The organism is Acinetobacter sp. YH1901134 (genome assembly GCF_013416965.1).
Classification (GTDB): Bacteria; Pseudomonadota; Gammaproteobacteria; order Pseudomonadales; family Moraxellaceae; genus Acinetobacter; species Acinetobacter amyesii.
The window spans coordinates 16,877-33,504 of sequence record NZ_VPEW01000015.1 but is presented as its reverse complement, the minus strand read 5'-3'; the positions used below and the strand labels follow the sequence as shown (position 1 = coordinate 33,504).

The following is a 16,628-nucleotide window of genomic DNA, read 5'->3' as shown; positions in this document are numbered from 1 at the left end:
ATTAGGGAGGTTTTTTTAGAACTTAAAGATTACTTCGAACCTTTAATCCCTGCTTGTAATAACAACGCACCTAAACCACCAATTTTATTTTCTTGTGGTTTCGCTGCTTGAGGTTTTTTATGACCTTGTGGGCGGTCGCCTTGCGGACGAGCATGCTGTGGACGTTTCGCATGTGGCTTACGCTCACCACGTTGTTCTTGCTGCGCATTGTCACGACGTGGTTGACGTTGTGGTTTCGCTGCAGCAGCACCTTCTGCACGCATAGACAAGTTGACACGGTTACGTTCAACATCGACATTTAGTACACGAACTTGAACAATTTGACCTGGTTTCACCACTTTATGTGGATCTGCCACAAATTCATTTGCAAGCTCTGAAATATGAACTAAACCGTCTTGGTGAACACCTACATCAACAAATGCACCGAAGTTGGTTACATTAGTAACCACACCTTCAAGCTGTAAACCTTCAGTCAACTGCGCCACTTCTGTGATGTCTTCACGGAATTTAGCCGTGCGGAACTCTGGACGTGGGTCACGGCCTGGTTTTTCAAGTTCAGATAAAACGTCTTGAATTGTCGGTAGACCAAATTGGTCATTCACAAATTCTTCGGCGTTTACTTGGCGAATAATTTCAGTATTACCAATAATATCTTTGACTGTGGTTGCTTTCGCTGCCACAATTTTTTCTACTAAACCATAAGATTCAGGGTGAACAGCAGAAGCATCCAATGGTTCAGAACCATCTTGAATACGTAAGAAACCTGCTGCTTGTTCAAAGGTCCGCTCGCCTAAACGAGGAACTTTTTTCAAACTTTGGCGGTTGTCAAAACGACCATTTTCTTTACGGTAATCCACAATTTGCTGTGCAATTGATTTATTCAAACCCGCGATATAACCCAAGATTGCAGATGATGCTGTGTTCACATCTACACCAACTGAGTTCACGCAGTCTTCAACTACTGCTTCTAGTGTTTTTGCTAAACCTGTTTGGTTCACGTCATGTTGGTATTGACCTACACCAATCGATTTCGGATCAATTTTCACAAGCTCCGCCAATGGATCTTGTAAACGACGAGCAATCGACACTGCACCGCGAATAGATACATCTAGCTCTGGCAATTCTTGAGATGCCAATTCAGATGCTGAATAAACAGATGCACCCGCTTCAGAGACAGACACACGAATCAAATTCAAATCCGTATTCGCAGCCATCATTTCGGCCACAACCGCTTCAGTTTCACGGCTTGCAGTACCATTACCAATCGCAATTAATTCAACATTGAATTCGCGGCAAAGGCGCGCAAGTTCAGCAACTGAACCAGCTTTATCTTCTTTCGGGGCAAACGGGTAAATAGTACTGTGTGCAAGTACATCACCTGATGCATTGACAACAGCCAATTTCACACCCGTACGGATACCAGGGTCAACACCCAGAGTGGTACGCGCGCCTGCAGGAGCAGAAAGTAATAAATGACGTAGATTTTCAGCAAAGACATCCATCGCTTCAGCTTCAGCAGCCAAACGTTTTTCAGTCAATAATGAATGTTCAATCGCAGGACGAACTTTACCGAGCCAGAACAATTTTGCAGTTTGTTTTAAAAAATCTGCACGCGCTTGTGGCTGAGCTGTTTCTATATTGTATTCAGTTTCAATACGAACCAATGGTGCTTCATCTTCACCATCGACTTTTAAGCCCAAGACATTTTCTTGACGGCCACGGAGCATCGCCAGTAAACGGTGTGAAGGGACTTTGTTTAAGCTTTCAGAAAAATCGAAGTAATCACGGAATTTTTTACCGACTTCCTTTTTCTCATCACTTGCAACTAAACTTTTCAACACTGCAGTTTTCGCAAATGTCGCTTTTAGCTCAGTGGTTAATGCAATATTTTGTGCCCAGTCATCAATTAAAATGTGTTGAATCGCGTCTAATTGGCTTTCAACATCAGCATAATCTTCATGACTAAAACCAGCTAAAGCTTCGGTTGGATCAACCGCTTCATTAAAGATTTTTTCAGCGATTGGGCCTAAACCCGCTTCTTTGGCTTTAAATGATTTACTGGTACGTTTTGGACGGTACGGCGCGTAAATCTCTTCTAAAGCATTTTTAGTTTCTGCTGCATTCACGCGAGCAAGTAAGTCATCAGATAACTTGTTTTGTTCTTTTAGAGATTCGATTACCTTTTCACGGCGCTCAAATAAATCACGCAGGTAAGTCAGACGTGTATCGAGCTGACGTAATTGAGTATCGTCCAGACCTTGCGTCACTTCTTTACGGTAACGTGCGATAAATGGAACACTGGCACCTTCATCAATGAGCTTGATGGCAGCTTCAATTTGATTTGGACGTACGGCAATTTCTTTTGCCAACTGCTGAACTAAGTCAGTCATCGTATTAGATCCCTGCAAGGATAAGTTCTAAAAGCCATGATTATAAAGACCAAGACCATAAAATCCACAATTGTTTTTATAAATTTATTCGTGGTTTTTAATGCCAATTCATCTCAAATACACATTTTTTTACGAAACTGACTATGAAACAGCAAATTAGCGAGACTTAGACAAGCAAACTGATTCGAACAACATGTATACATTTGGTATCTATGTCTTGATTTTAACTGCAATATTTGTTGCTTTAGAGCATAGTAAATTTATATAAATGAATCGTATACTCAAGTGAAATCGACTTTTTGTTTACGATGACAATAAAGAATAAGGAGCACGTCATGAGTTTAGTTGTACCAGCTGAAAAAACAGATGCCGTACAAGCCGAAACCGACCGAGTCGAACGCATTCTGGTTGTCGATGATGATGTGCGTCTACGCACCCTCTTACAACGCTTCCTAGAAGATAAAGGTTTTGTGGTCAAAACCGCACATGATGCGACTCAGATGGATCGTCTGTTGCAGCGGGAACTCTTTTCCCTGATTGTGCTCGACTTTATGTTGCCTGTTGAAGATGGCTTGAGTATTTGCCGCCGTCTGCGCCAATCTAGCATCGATACCCCGATCATTATGCTGACCGCTCGTGGTAGCGATTCAGACCGTATTGCAGGACTTGAAGCCGGTGCAGATGACTATTTACCAAAACCATTTAACCCGAATGAGCTATTAGCTCGTATTCGTGCGGTCCTACGTCGCCAAGTGCGTGAAGTTCCGGGCGCACCAAGCCAACAAATGGAAGTGGTGTCTTTTGGTCCGTGGTCACTCGACCTGTCTACTCGTACATTAACCCGTGAAGGTCAAGTCGTCACATTAACAACGGGTGAATTTGCCGTACTCAAAGCATTAGTTCAACACCCTCGTGAACCACTGACACGCGACAAGTTAATGAATCTTGCTCGTGGTCGTGAATGGGGTGCTATGGAGCGTTCAATTGACGTTCAAGTTTCTCGCCTACGTCGTTTGGTTGAAGAAAACCCGGCACGTGCGCGCTATATTCAAACCGTTTGGGGCGTAGGTTATGTCTTTGTTCCAGATGGTGCTGAATAAGTCATAAAATAAGACCTGAGAATCGAGTCACCGTACCTCATGTCCGGAAATGCCATTCGCTGCTGTCCGAGCCACTTGAAATTGAATGAATAAAAGTAATGTGCGCGAGTTCAGCGAATGGCAAAAATTTTGGTTACTTTTTTAAAAAGTAACATAACGAACTCCTCCCGAAGAACGTTCCAGCAGTAAGATTCCATCGCAAAGAATAAAAACTGCCTTTCAAAAAATTTGCTTAAAGGATTCTGCGTGAAACTCGAACCCATCGATCCACAGGAATTTACCGACTACGTTACCTACTCCGAAAAAAAACGGACACCTTGGGAACGCTTCCTCGATAAAATCAAACCCCGCTCTGCAGCCATGCGGACCACCGTATTGGTCTTATTTGTGGTGTTTTTTAGCCTGTTTATGTCCTTATGGTTCTTTTGGCGCACACTCTATTTACCCGAAATTCAACAACATGCTCGTTACCTCGCGGTCGAACTTGAAATCATTAACAATCCTGATTTACGGATTTTTCATAACAATGCCGAAGTAGATGTCGACGACTGGATGCGCAACCGTGTCGGGATCGAATATGTGACCGATCCGAAAGAATTCCCCAATGTCAAAGACAAAGTCATTGCAGAGTTCTTTACCAATCAAATTGAAAAGAAACTGGCCAAAGAAATGCGCATTGATAATGCGACCGTGTATTTCCAATTTAAACCTGACCCACGCATCTGGATTCAAACTCCAGAAATGAATGGCAACTGGGTTCGCGAGCCTTTAAAAACCTATGCCAACTATAGCGCAGAGCTGATTTTAGGTTGGTTATTGGGTATTCCGCTGATTGCTGGCATCATTATCTTAACCTTGGTTCGTCAGCTCAACCGTCCACTAAAACGTTTACAAGATGCGGCAAACAACTATAGTAAACAAGGCACTGCTCCTTATTTAGAAACCAACCATGGGCCACAAGAAATCCGTGAAGTAAACCAAGCCTTTAACCACATGGTCTACACGCTGGAACAAACTGAACGTGATCGTCGCATCATGTTGGCCGGTATTTCCCACGATTTGCGTACTCCGCTGACCCGTATTCGACTCAGCGCAGAAATGATGCCTGATGATGACTTCCTAAAAGAAGGTCTGATTTACGATGTTGAAGATATGGATGCGATTCTGAATCAGTTCATTTCGTATATGCGAGATGGCTCTGATGAAGTTCCGCAAGATACTGATTTAAATGCGCTATTGCAGGAATTAGTGATTCAATTTAAACCTTTAGATATTCGCTTTGAACCTCAAGACTTACCGATTATTCAAGCACGTAGCCTGTCCTTAAAACGACTAATAGGCAACTTAATCAATAACTCAAAACGCTATGGTGCCGAGCCGATTGAACTGTCTACCGAATATGAAGGTGACCATATTCAAATTCGCGTTGCCGATAATGGCGAAGGGATTCCTGAAGACCAAATTGAAGACCTGATGCAACCTTTTGTACGTGGTAATGATGCACGTACCATTCAAGGCAGTGGACTCGGTTTAGCCATTGTAAAACGTATTGTGGATATTCACGAAGGTCAACTTTCAATTCACAATCGAGCAGAAGGTGGACTCGAAGCGATCATTTCTTTACCACTGCAAAAACTCGAAAATGATGAAATATTAAACAACAGCCCATTGGAAAAAATTAAGCAAAGTTTAACTGAACGCTTTTAACAAGCGTTCAAAAAAGCAACGAACAGTTTTGTTCAATCCTTAATCATTGGTATTTTTAACTTTATTATTCATCAACTTAGAAATCATAATAAAATCTTATACCCACATTTTTTCAAAAAATTAGACCTTAGCCTAACAGGGATGCAAAATGGCTTTTTTGATCGGTACAATCCGTATCAGTTTTGAGAATTTCACGAGAGTATATGATGTCTTTAGATCGCATCCGTTTAGCTGCCCTTCACGACAAAGTTATCAGCGCAGAAAAAGCTGCTGAATTCATTCAGGATGGTATGACGGTAGGTATGAGTGGTTTCACACGCGCAGGTGAAGCGAAAGCTGTACCTTTAGCGTTGGTTCAACAGGCTCATGCTAATCCTCTTAAAATTACCCTAATTACTGGCGCGAGCTTGGGTAACGATTTGGACAAAAAATTGACTGAAGCAGGTGTTCTTGCTCGTCGTTTACCGTTCCAAGTAGACAATACATTACGTAAAGCGATCAACAAAGGCGAAGTAATGTTCATCGATCAGCATTTGTCTGAAACAGTTGAACAAATGCGTAACCTTCAGCTTAAAAAGCCTGATGTAGCAATCATTGAAGCTGTTGCGATCACTGAAGATGGTGGCATCATCCCTACAACTTCTGTAGGTAACTCTGCAAGCTTCGCAATTTTTGCTGAAAAAGTAATTGTTGAAATCAACACCAACTTAAGCCCAGCATTTGAAGGCTTACACGATATTTATATCCCAACATATCGTCCAACACGTCAAGCTATTCCATTGACTCATGTTGACGAACGTATTGGTACACATGCAATCAACATCGATCCTTCAAAAATCGTAGGTATCGTATTTAACAACGAATTGCATGACTCTCCATCTACAGTGACTGCCCCTGATGATGAAACTCAAGGTATTGCAAACCACCTTATCGCTTTCTTTGAAAAAGAAGTCGCTGAAGGTCGTTTACCGAAAAACCTAGGTCCATTACAAGCAGGTATTGGTTCAATTGCAAACGCAGTATTGACTGGTCTTAAAGATTCAAACTTTGAAGACTTGATCATGTACTCTGAAGTACTTCAAGACTGTACATTTGAATTGATCGACGCAGGCAAAATGAAATTTGCTTCAGGTTCTTCTATTACGCTTTCTGCGAAATATGGCGAAAAAGTATTTAATAACCTTGAACAATACAAAGACAAACTTGTATTACGTCCACAAGAAATTTCTAACCACCCAGAACTTGTACGTCGTTTAGGTATCATCGGTATCAACACAGCACTTGAGTTTGACATTTACGGTAATGTGAACTCAACTCACGTTTGCGGTACAAAAATGATGAACGGTATTGGTGGTTCAGGTGACTTCGCACGTAATGCGCACTTGGCGATCTTCGTGACTAAATCAATTGCAAAAGGTGGCGACATTTCTTCTGTTGTTCCATTTGCTTCTCACGTTGACCATGCAGAACACGACGTTGACATCTTGGTTACTGAACAAGGTCTTGCTGACTTACGTGGTCTTGCTCCACGTGAACGTGCTCGTGCTGTAATCGACAACTGTGCACACCCAAGCTACCGTGCAGCATTAAATGATTACTTCGACCGTGCTTGTGCGAAAGGTGGTCAAACACCTCACCTTCTACGTGAAGCATTGTCTTGGCACATCAACTTCGAAGAGAACGGCCATATGTTAGCTGCTCAGCCTGAAGTGAAAACTGCTTAATTGACAGTGAACTAAAAAAACGCTCTTCGGAGCGTTTTTTTATGGCTTTTATTTTTTAATATGACTTATCAAGTCTGCAAAACTCGACTAATCTAAATTGGTCAAATTACATGCTAAAACAAAAATTATGTTTATTATCCGCCCCTATCTCGAATCTGATTTAGACGATGTGATTGCACTTTGGGAACTGTGTGATCTGACCCGTCCATGGAATAATCCTGAAATTGATATATTTCGAAAACTAGCGCAACGCGACCAATTGTTCTTGTTGGCAGTCAAAGATGATCAACTGATTGCAACTGTGATGGGTGGTTATGATGGACACCGAGGCTGGGTCAATTATCTTGCCGTGCATCCACATTTTCAACGTAATGGTGTTGCTACTGCCCTCATTCAGCAATTAGAAAAACGCTTAATTGCTTTAGGCTGCCCAAAACTTCAATTACTGATTCGCCAAGACAACATTGACGTACAAAATTTTTATGAACAATTGGGCTATGAAGAGGTTGAAGTGATTTGTTTGGGTAAACGTTTAATCACGGATTAATCGTTCGACAAATCTTCATTCAATCCTTGTAACAAAATCAAAAAAAACCGACATTGCGCCATCGAAACAAAAATGGATTGCATTGCTTGGCTTTAAATTTTAGGATTTGCCCCCATCATTTTCCCAGAACATAGAAAAGAGATTTCCCATGCGTGTAGATATCTGGTCAGACGTGGTTTGCCCATTTTGTTATATTGCGAAAAAACGCCTTGAAGCTGCTGCCGAAGAATCGGGTGTAGAGCTTGAAGTGTTTTGGCATAGCTATCAACTTGATGCAGATGCGCCCGCTCGTCTAGAAATTTCTAATACTGAACGTCTAGCTCAAAAATATGGCCGCACTATTGAAGAAGTTGAAGAAATGCAGCGCAATATTGCCGAAATGGCGAAAGCTGAAGGTATTGAATTTAACTGGCAAAAAGCCAATTCAGGCAATACTTTCAACGCGCACCGCTTGATTCATCTTGCACAAAGCAAAGGTCTCGGCAGTGAAGCCAAAGAAGCTTTCTTCTATAGCTATATGACGCAAGGCTTGGCCATTGGTGAACGTGAAACCTTAGAAGACGTTGCATCTCGTATTGGTCTAAACCCTGTTGAAGTCGATGACTTATTAGACTCAGATGAATTTGCTGATTTCGTCAAATACGACGAAGAAGTAGCACGCGATCAACTTAAAGTTACGGGTGTACCGTTCTTTGTATTTGAGCAACGCATTGCTTTAGCAGGCGCTCAACCGAAAGACGTGTTTAAACAAGTGATGGACAAAGCTGCGGAACTTCCTGAGCTTGCTCCTACACCTGTGTGTAATGATGAAAGCTGTGAAACGCATGAAAAATAATTCAGCGTATTCAAACAAAAATCCCCGAACTTCGGGGATTTTTTTGATCAGTTTTTAACTTCAATAAAACTAAACTTATTCAACCAAGAAGCTGATTTTTAAGTTCACTCGATATTCCGCAATTTTATTGTCTTTCACCACAACTTTTTGTTCATTAATCCATGCACCCTGAACGTTCTTTACGGTTTCAGTGACTTTATTAATTCCCGTTTGGATCGCATCTTCAAAACTTTTTGTGCTACTTGCATTTACTTCAACGACTTTAGCAACAGACATTGTATTTATCCTCATTGTTATGATTTTGAATCTTCATCATATGATTAAGTCACTTATTTTGGTTTTTTTTTAAACATCAAAACAGCAAAATATTACATGTCTTACACAGGAGTGAATTCCACTTCGGTGGATTACAAACTGACCATCATTTATTACATGCTTTCTGTGTAAGCCAAGGCCACTACCGATTAGGCTAAAAGCTTCATTCTTCTAACGATCATGCTCGGGAGTAATGTCATGACTATTGAACCTCAAGCAACTTCTGCTGAAACCGAACTATCTACCAATACAACCCCTCAAACAACCACCAACAAGTCCCAAACAGGGAAGAATAGCTTTCTCTCACGTTTTTCTCCGACCGTCAAAGGTGCTGCGATCGGTGCTGTTGCAGGCAGTATTTTGCCTGTTTTTGGTACGATTAGCGGTGCCATTATTGGGGGTATCGCAGGCAAAGTCTATGAAAAGAAATGTGCCAAACATTCATAGATTTTTCATCTATATCTGAGTGATACAACGCTGTCACTCAGCCCCTAAAAGCTCTAGAGCAATAACTCTAATAGACTGTTTTATATAAATAAAAATTCATACCGTTTATCTTGCGTTGCCGAATCGATCATTTTTAATTGATTATTTTTTGATATTATTTTCACATAAATTCAAGTGATTAATTTTCTCCCTGACTCAATTTTGAGTCACTAATGATTGATAGGAATACACAAATGAACGCAATCAAATATGCTATGGCTGTTGCTGTGATGGCGCTTTCTGCAACTGTTTCTGCACAAATCGTTTATGTACCAGATTTTCCAGTAAAAAAAGCTGTGACTGCTGAAACTGCCAATGCAGAGAGCCAAGCTCCAGCTGCTGATACAACTGAAGTTATAACAAACACAGAAAAAAAAGCTTAATTTTTAGCTGATTTTTCCAAAAAAAAACCGATGGCTCCCACCATCGGTTTTTTATTTTATGTGCCTTTACTTTGGGCTTTATTCTTTACTTAACATTAAAAATGAACATCTAAAAGCGCTCGATCGCTGATGATGACTTCAAAAAAATTGATCAAACCATACCGCTATATCTTTTGCAAAACCTATCTTTAAGCTAATGATTTGGTATTATTTTTAAACAAAATGCGCATTAATTGTCATATTTAACGCTTAATTTGTAGAAGCTGACATTTATTTCCATGTTTTTTTTAATGAAATCTCTATAATCAAATGAACTAATCGACTTCTTTATTTTTAAATTTACATTGTCCTATGCAAGAACTTCAGGCACTGATACAAGGAAAAATTTCACCGCAGGTTATCGATATTGAACGCCTGATTGAATTGGCCAATACATATCGAAACCCGAATTCGGCTGAATATAAATTAGTAGAACTTGCAACCAATATTGTATTGGCTAAATATTTAGAAAAAGCACAAAAAGTCCTTTAGGAAGCGGACAAATGAATTTACAAGAGAAAGTACAATTAATAAAAGAAATCCATGTACTCACCCATCAACTTGAACATCGTGCTTTAAGTTTTTATGAAACGGCGCTTTCTAAACGTCGGATTCATGAAATTTTTGCCTTATGCGATGAACCAATTTTTCAAAAGCAAATATTAAGTTATCGCGCATTAACTGAACCACAGATGGCTGCCACTGAATTTGCCAAACAAACGCCATATTCATGGTTATTTCGTGGCTATTTTAACCATGACGCTGCACTCGAAAGTGCTTTATATCAATATCCAGAGATGGGTTGGGCCTTGCTGCATGACCATGAGTTAGGTTGGCAAGTTTGGATGATTCCAGCCAAACAGCGCACGGCGTTACTCAGTGAATGGGGCAATTTCAGTGAATGCTATGATTGGTTAATTGAGCAACAACAGCTATATAAATGTTTAATCAGTGATATCGATCTACGTCTACATGCCGTACGCCTAAAGGACGAAGTCAGCACAGCACCAAGCTGTGTTGCAGCAAGTGTGGATGTCCTACTGCCAATTGAAGCGATAAATAAAGACGGATCTGTCGATCTAGATCATCGCGATAAGCAAATCAATGAAGTGGATCTGTTGCTTGATAACTCAAATACGGATAAGCCGGAGCCTTCTTCACCTGATACCGCTCCTCTTGTTCTAATTGAGCAGCCAACACATGCGCCATCAGAGGAACATCTCAACTCGACAATGGCAAGCGTTGAACTTCCTGAACAGGTTCAAATCGCTCAATACACTGCTCGCATTCAAAAGCTGCAAAACATCGATGCACAATTGGCCTTGTATGAATTGCAGTTTATAGATCAGCCTGAACTCACAACGCAACTTGATGTTCTATTGCATACGACAGATGGTACAGATTGGAAAAACCAGCCACTGTATTTAGCAGAGCAAATCAATACCGAAGGTCGCTTCATCAAATATCTCTTGTTGTTTGGTGCTCAAACGCAAATGGAAGCCATTCGACTCTCTCAGCTGTTTTGCCAACAACATCAACATGAACTTGCTGCGATTAAAGTCTTATCATGGGACAATCTAGAGCAACTCTGTGCTGCACCTGATCAGCTCTATCAACAGTCTCAGCAGGCTGAAATGATATGGTCGCAAAACGACTATTATCCATTTATTCCGGCACAGTTAATTCATACGCAAAAATTCATTCATTTTGATGAACCTGAACCGACACTACATACCCCGTTGTTATTATTACAAGAACGTCAAAAAATACGGTTAATCCACGGTCAAAAACGCATGGCACTCTTGCGTACCGAACAAGCCCTTCCCTATTTGATCCTCCATCGACAGCAAGGTTTAAATTGGCAAAGTATCCAAAATGTGATCCAACAATTGCCTCAACCCATTGATGTGATTTCGCTTTATCAAGCACTTAAGCAAATGACCGAAGATTAATTGCATTTATTTTGTAGTTTGGCTTGCATTTATCCGATAAAAATAACAAAACTACAGATGCAGGATACTCAGATGATAATTAAATAGAGCCAAAACATATGCATAAAAAACAACAGTACTTTATTCGGACTTTGCTTTTTTCCGCATCAATGAGCTTGATGTATCAAGTTGCTTGGGCCAATGAAACTGATGCTGTCGTCAATGAAACTGAGGGTGAACATTCGCAGGATGTGCCTGCAACCGAGCAAAGTTCACCGTATATCATGCCAAAGACCTATGATTTTTTAGATCAAATTCCACGTTGGATTGATGCAACACCGACCTTCTTACCTGAACAATCAGATCACCCCATTGTTCCGACAACAGAACAAACGGAAAATAATAGCTGGACCGATCGACAACAGAAGAAAGTCCGAAATTGGGCAGATCGAACGGCCGTTCGCATGGATAACTGGTTTGGGCAAAGTGAGCCTGATAAACCAGCCAATGCTACCCTTAGGGTGATTTTAGACAACAGTTGGAATAAGCACGATGAATACGAAATTAAGCCACGTATTCGCGGTAAAATTAAGCTTCCCACTTTAGAAAAAAAATTGAGTGTGGTCTTTGGTGATGACTCACTTGATAATGAATTAGAAAATAATGCTGCAATTACCAATGAAAACCCTGCGGGGCGTAGTGATAAAAATTATGACAATAAGCAAACCCGTGAAGATAACAGTTCGCTCGCGTTACGTTGGTCAGAAATTTCAGATCGACTGCCCTTCGAAACTGACGTTGATCTAGGTTTACGTTCTGGTGATGACCTATATGTCCGCTTAAAAGCAGCTAAAAAATGGCAACTCGACAATGATTACAGTTTTTTAGCCGAACAAATTTATCGTTATGGTATCGATAGTGAAAATTATCTAAGAACCAATTTAGAATTAACCCATGCTCGTCCAGGCCAACCCTTTATCTCAAACCAATTCAACCTGACCTATGCAGATGCACAGGATGATGATCTGAAATGGGATAACTTCAGTTACCGCCAACACCAATTTTTTAAAGGTAACCGATTCAACTACGGCCTATATACAGGTGGTTTTTACAATAACGATCAACTGCGTTTAAACAGTTGGGGACCCTATGTATCATGGCGACAGCCCTTTCTGCGCGAATGGTTTTATATCCAAGGTGATCTCAACTACCTCAACAACCATCGTGACGATAAAAGCCACTTTGTGGGCGCTTTAGTGCGCCTTGAAGCCTTGTTCTAGAACCCGCTATTTCACAGCGAATAAAAAGCCCATTTCAACAGGATGGGCTTTTTTTAAATAACTCAGCTTCAATTTTTCTTAATCACACGTACACGATCATTACGTACAATACTTGGCTGTTTTTCAGCGACTTTTTTCACTTTAGGAAAACTATACTGAACACGATCATTTCGCATCACACGGCGACTATCAACAAAAGGGTTGATATCGTATTGTGCGATCTGCTTTGAAACCTGCACACGGTCATTACGCACCATTTTTTGCTTAGCGCTGTCTGCCTGAGCAGATTGCATGAGGCCCATAGAGAGCAGCGAGCCCATTACAGCGATCACTAAAATTTTCATCTTAAGATTCCCAATACTTAACGATCGCTATTACAGATTAATTATTTATTTTTAATTTGTTTTAAAGATTAAAACATGGACGTTTTTATTCATGTGCTCTATCGAAAAACCAAATAAAAAACCTCCCGAAGGAGGTTCATTTCATATCTACCGTTACTTCAGCAATAAGCTGTTAATCCGTTTGATGTATTGGGCAGGATCTTCGGGTAAACCGCCTTCAGCAATCAACGCTTGATCGAAGATCACATTCGCCAAATCATCAAATTGCGCTGAACCTTCTAATTTTTGTACCAACGGATGGGATGGATTGATTTCCAAGACTGGTTTTGACTCGGGAACCGCTTGTCCTGCTTGTTTTAGCATACGGACCAGTTGCGGTGATAACTCACCCTCAGCCACCACCAAACACGCAGGAGAGTCCACTAAACGTGTTGTTACACGCACTTCAGAGGTCTTATCTTTTAACGCATCCGACAGTTTTTCAACAACAGGTTTAAACTGCTCAGCAGCTTCCTCAAGTGCTTTCTTCTCTTCAGCATCTTGTAGATCACCCAAATCAACTGCACCTTTTGATACATTCTGTAATGGTGTTCCATCAAACTCAAAAACAAATTCCATCGCCCACTCATCCACTCGTTCAGTCATGAGCAGCACTTCGATACCTTTTTTCTTGAACAATTCAAGTTGTGGTGAGTTTTTCGCAGCATTTAAACTATCAGCAGTCACATAGTAAATTGCCTTTTGGCCTTCTTTCATATTGGCTTTATAGTCTGCAAATGATGTTTTCACTTCATCATTATTTGACGAAGCAAAGCGTAATAATTTTAGAATACGCTCACGATTCGCCATGTCTTCGCCTAAGCCTTCTTTTAAGACTGAACCAAACTCAGCGTAGAATTTTGCAAACTTCTCTTGATCAGCAACATCTTCAGATTTCGCCAAACCATCTAGCACCGTTAAAATACGGCGGGCGTTACCTTCACGAATCGTTTTAACGTCGCGACTTTCTTGTAATAATTCACGGCTTACATTAAGTGGTAAGTCTGCGCTATCCACCACACCTTGAACAAAACGTAAATAATTTGGAATCAAATTATCCGCATCATCCATGATAAATACACGTTTCACATACAGCTTAATTCCTGCTTTAGCTTCACGTGTGAAAATATTGCTTGGTGCGCGAGATGGAATATAAAGTAACTGTGTATATTCCGTACTTCCCTCTACACGGTTATGTGTCCACGCAAGCGGGGCTTCAAAATCATGGCTCAGGTTTTTATAAAACTCAGTATATTGTTCTTCACTGATCTCATTTTTATTACGCGTCCATAATGCACTTGCTGAGTTAATCGCTTCCCACTCATCCGTCAGTACATATTGACCAGGTTTTGCTTCTTCGCCTTCGGCAGCTTCCTCTTGTTGCCAAACTTCTTTCTGCATCTCAATTGGCAAACTAATATGATCAGAGTATTTATTAATAATCTGCTTAACTTTGTAACGATCTAAATAATCTAAAGCATCCTCGCGTAAATGCAAAATGATGTCGGTTCCACGTGAAGCCTTATTAATTGGCTCTACATCAAACTCACCTGTACCATTACTAACCCAACGTACCCCTTCAGCGGCATTTACCCCAGCACGACGTGATTCCACTGTAATTTTTTCAGCAACAATAAAACCTGAATAGAAGCCCACACCAAATTGACCAATCAATTGTGCATCTGACTTTTGATCACCCGTAAGCTTCGACATAAAATCTTTAGTGCCAGACTTAGCAATCGTACCCAAATGATCAATCGCTTCTTGTTGTGTCATACCAATACCATTATCCGAAATGGTAATTGTCTTCTGCTCTTTATTTAAATGAATACGCACATGTAAATCTGGATCATTTTCATAATATTCAGGATGGTTAATGCCTTCAAAACGTAATTTATCGCAGGCATCAGATGCGTTTGATACTAACTCACGAAGGAAAATTTCAGGATTTGAATATAAAGAATGTGTTACTAAATGCAGTAACTGAGCCACTTCCGCTTGGAAGCTGTGTTTTTGAGATTGTTGTTCGCTCATCAGTCTCTCCGTTCATACTGAGTAAAATTATCAATTGCCTATATGAATGGAGGGACTTCACTATTTTTCAATAGTGTGAATGGAAAATTTTTATTCTGTCGCACTAAATTTTAAGGTTTAAAAAGGTCCTTGTTTATAAACGCGGTCCATGTAGAGATCCAGTTTTTGCTGCCGCATTTTATATACATCACTTAAACAACTGACATTGTCACGGCACTGATCGCGTAGTTGTAGCCATTTTATTTGTTGATCTTGAATTGCACCACGTGTCCCCATGGGAACTAAATGACGAATAATCGTATAGGTCGTGGCCATTTTGACATCGGCATCATTAATACTCCGGTTATCACAAACCGCATGTTCGGTAATGGTTTTCGCCTTTTTACAATCAAAACTTGCGGCATAACTTGTCGAAATAAAATAAGCACTGCCCAAGACCAGCATACCCTGAATAATTTTTTTCATCGTCTTTTCTCTTCTTCCAACTTGCTGATTTATTTCGACTCTAACAGTTCCACCTAAATTTTCTATTGCCTATTTGTTCAATTCGATCAACTGATGAATGGAATATGCTGCATAAAAAAAACCCTGCCTAATGGCAGGGTTTTAAGATCAGTTAAAGCTTAGAATTTGTAGCTATAACCAATTGTATACACCATAGGATCGATATCTAAATCGAATTTACCGCCACCTAATTCATCAATTAAAGTCACTTCAGGGCTTAATTGAGCATAGCGAGCATCGAAGTATACACCCCAGTTTTTCGCATCAGCTGGTTGGTAATTAAAGCCGACTTGACCTGCAAAACCAAAATCTTCTTTTACATTTTTAGCCGCGCCAGATTCATCCCAAGCAACAAATGCTGTACCACCTACACCAATATATGGTGTAAAGCGTGTTGAATTTTTAAAGTTATATTTTGCAGTAATTGTCGGTGGAAGATGCTTAATTTTAGCAGCTTTATCACCATCCAAAAGTACATCATGACCAATTGGAGTAGCTAAAAGTAATTCAGCTGAAATGTTGTCATTAAAGAAATATTCAACCGATGGTGTAAATGCTAACTCATCATCCGCTTTTACTGTACCTAATGCGGTTTCAGTGTCACCTGTTGGAGAAATTACAGAACCACCAACTTTAACCTGCCATTGACCAGCCATCGCTGAAGCAGACATACCCAATAATGCAATAAGAGCAGCTTGTTTTAACATTTTTAAGCAACCTTCTAGAATGAATAATTAATATTAAACATTAGTATTAAAATTATGCAATAACATTATTTAATAATTTATTACACTATTATATAAGTTATTATTAATTAACTATATTTATTTTAATCATAGTACAAAGGTTGGTTTTATTTATCAACCATTATAATTAACTTATTATTTAAAATATACCAACCATTTTAATCAGAATTAATCAAATTAATGATTTTAAACCAACTAAATTCATCAGGTTTAAATAATAAAAA

Annotated in this window: 16 protein-coding genes; 10 read left to right on the top strand and 6 right to left on the bottom strand. The window is 40.0% G+C overall.

All coding sequences use genetic code 11. From position 1 onward, the window contains the following. Window positions 1–29: 29 nt before the first annotated feature. Complete coding sequence (locus tag FTV50_RS13805) at window positions 30–2,390, bottom strand: Tex family protein (protein ID WP_180024745.1); 2,361 nt, start codon at window positions 2,388–2,390, stop codon at window positions 30–32. 335 nt (window positions 2,391–2,725) lie between these two features. On the opposite strand from FTV50_RS13805, the gene ompR reads away from it, so the two are divergent. The 5 genes from ompR to FTV50_RS13780 all read left to right on the top strand — a co-directional run bounded on the left by ompR (window position 2,726) and on the right by FTV50_RS13780 (window position 8,303). After that, window positions 2,726–3,490: a two-component system response regulator OmpR gene (ompR, locus tag FTV50_RS13800; RefSeq protein WP_078189809.1), complete on the top strand. Its 765-nt coding sequence runs from the start codon at window positions 2,726–2,728 to the stop codon at window positions 3,488–3,490. 246 nt (window positions 3,491–3,736) lie between these two features. Next, on the top strand, window positions 3,737–5,197 hold the full coding sequence (locus FTV50_RS13795) for an ATP-binding protein (protein WP_180024744.1): 1,461 nt from the start codon (window positions 3,737–3,739) through the stop codon (window positions 5,195–5,197). Between the two features lie 206 nt (window positions 5,198–5,403). Then, entirely contained in the window at window positions 5,404–6,921 is a 1,518-nt protein-coding gene (locus FTV50_RS13790; protein WP_078192882.1) for an acetyl-CoA hydrolase/transferase family protein, read from the top strand. A 127-nt stretch (window positions 6,922–7,048) separates the two neighbouring features. Beyond that, the gene (locus FTV50_RS13785; RefSeq protein ID WP_078189811.1) at window positions 7,049–7,468 is read left to right on the top strand and encodes a GNAT family acetyltransferase; all 420 of its coding nucleotides are present in this window, start codon (window positions 7,049–7,051) and stop codon (window positions 7,466–7,468) included. A gap of 148 nt (window positions 7,469–7,616) precedes the next feature. Beyond that, complete coding sequence (locus FTV50_RS13780) at window positions 7,617–8,303, top strand: DsbA family protein (RefSeq protein WP_180024743.1); 687 nt, start codon at window positions 7,617–7,619, stop codon at window positions 8,301–8,303. Window positions 8,304–8,378: 75 nt separating this feature from the next. Here the strand turns inward: FTV50_RS13780 and FTV50_RS13775 are convergent, their stop codons facing one another. Next, entirely contained in the window at window positions 8,379–8,579 is a 201-nt protein-coding gene (locus FTV50_RS13775) for a dodecin family protein (protein WP_067761311.1), read from the bottom strand. 237 nt (window positions 8,580–8,816) lie between these two features. On the opposite strand from FTV50_RS13775, the gene FTV50_RS13770 reads away from it, so the two are divergent. The 5 genes from FTV50_RS13770 to FTV50_RS13750 all read left to right on the top strand — a co-directional run bounded on the left by FTV50_RS13770 (window position 8,817) and on the right by FTV50_RS13750 (window position 12,737). Next, the gene (locus FTV50_RS13770; RefSeq protein WP_218950747.1) at window positions 8,817–9,065 is read left to right on the top strand and encodes a glycine zipper domain-containing protein; all 249 of its coding nucleotides are present in this window, start codon (window positions 8,817–8,819) and stop codon (window positions 9,063–9,065) included. A 233-nt stretch (window positions 9,066–9,298) separates the two neighbouring features. After that, window positions 9,299–9,487, top strand: coding sequence for a hypothetical protein (locus FTV50_RS13765; RefSeq protein ID WP_111885834.1), 189 nt, complete (start codon window positions 9,299–9,301; stop codon window positions 9,485–9,487). 351 nt (window positions 9,488–9,838) lie between these two features. Further along, window positions 9,839–10,018: a hypothetical protein gene (locus FTV50_RS13760; protein ID WP_078189814.1), complete on the top strand. Its 180-nt coding sequence runs from the start codon at window positions 9,839–9,841 to the stop codon at window positions 10,016–10,018. Between the two features lie 11 nt (window positions 10,019–10,029). Then, entirely contained in the window at window positions 10,030–11,478 is a 1,449-nt protein-coding gene (locus FTV50_RS13755) for a hypothetical protein (protein WP_180024742.1), read from the top strand. A 98-nt stretch (window positions 11,479–11,576) separates the two neighbouring features. Then, window positions 11,577–12,737, top strand: coding sequence for a hypothetical protein (locus tag FTV50_RS13750; protein ID WP_180024741.1), 1,161 nt, complete (start codon window positions 11,577–11,579; stop codon window positions 12,735–12,737). Window positions 12,738–12,805: 68 nt separating this feature from the next. Here the strand turns inward: FTV50_RS13750 and FTV50_RS13745 are convergent, their stop codons facing one another. The 4 genes from FTV50_RS13745 to FTV50_RS13730 all read right to left on the bottom strand — a co-directional run bounded on the left by FTV50_RS13745 (window position 12,806) and on the right by FTV50_RS13730 (window position 16,365). Then, window positions 12,806–13,081, bottom strand: coding sequence for a hypothetical protein (locus FTV50_RS13745; protein ID WP_078192833.1), 276 nt, complete (start codon window positions 13,079–13,081; stop codon window positions 12,806–12,808). 153 nt (window positions 13,082–13,234) lie between these two features. After that, complete coding sequence (gene htpG, locus FTV50_RS13740) at window positions 13,235–15,154, bottom strand: molecular chaperone HtpG (protein WP_180024740.1); 1,920 nt, start codon at window positions 15,152–15,154, stop codon at window positions 13,235–13,237. Window positions 15,155–15,271: 117 nt separating this feature from the next. After that, entirely contained in the window at window positions 15,272–15,619 is a 348-nt protein-coding gene (locus FTV50_RS13735) for a lysozyme inhibitor LprI family protein (RefSeq protein WP_078189819.1), read from the bottom strand. A 158-nt stretch (window positions 15,620–15,777) separates the two neighbouring features. Beyond that, window positions 15,778–16,365 carry an OmpW family protein gene (locus tag FTV50_RS13730; RefSeq protein ID WP_180024739.1) on the bottom strand — a complete coding sequence of 196 codons (588 nt, stop codon included), beginning with the start codon at window positions 16,363–16,365 and terminating at the stop codon, window positions 15,778–15,780. Between the last annotated feature and the right edge of the window lie 263 nt (window positions 16,366–16,628).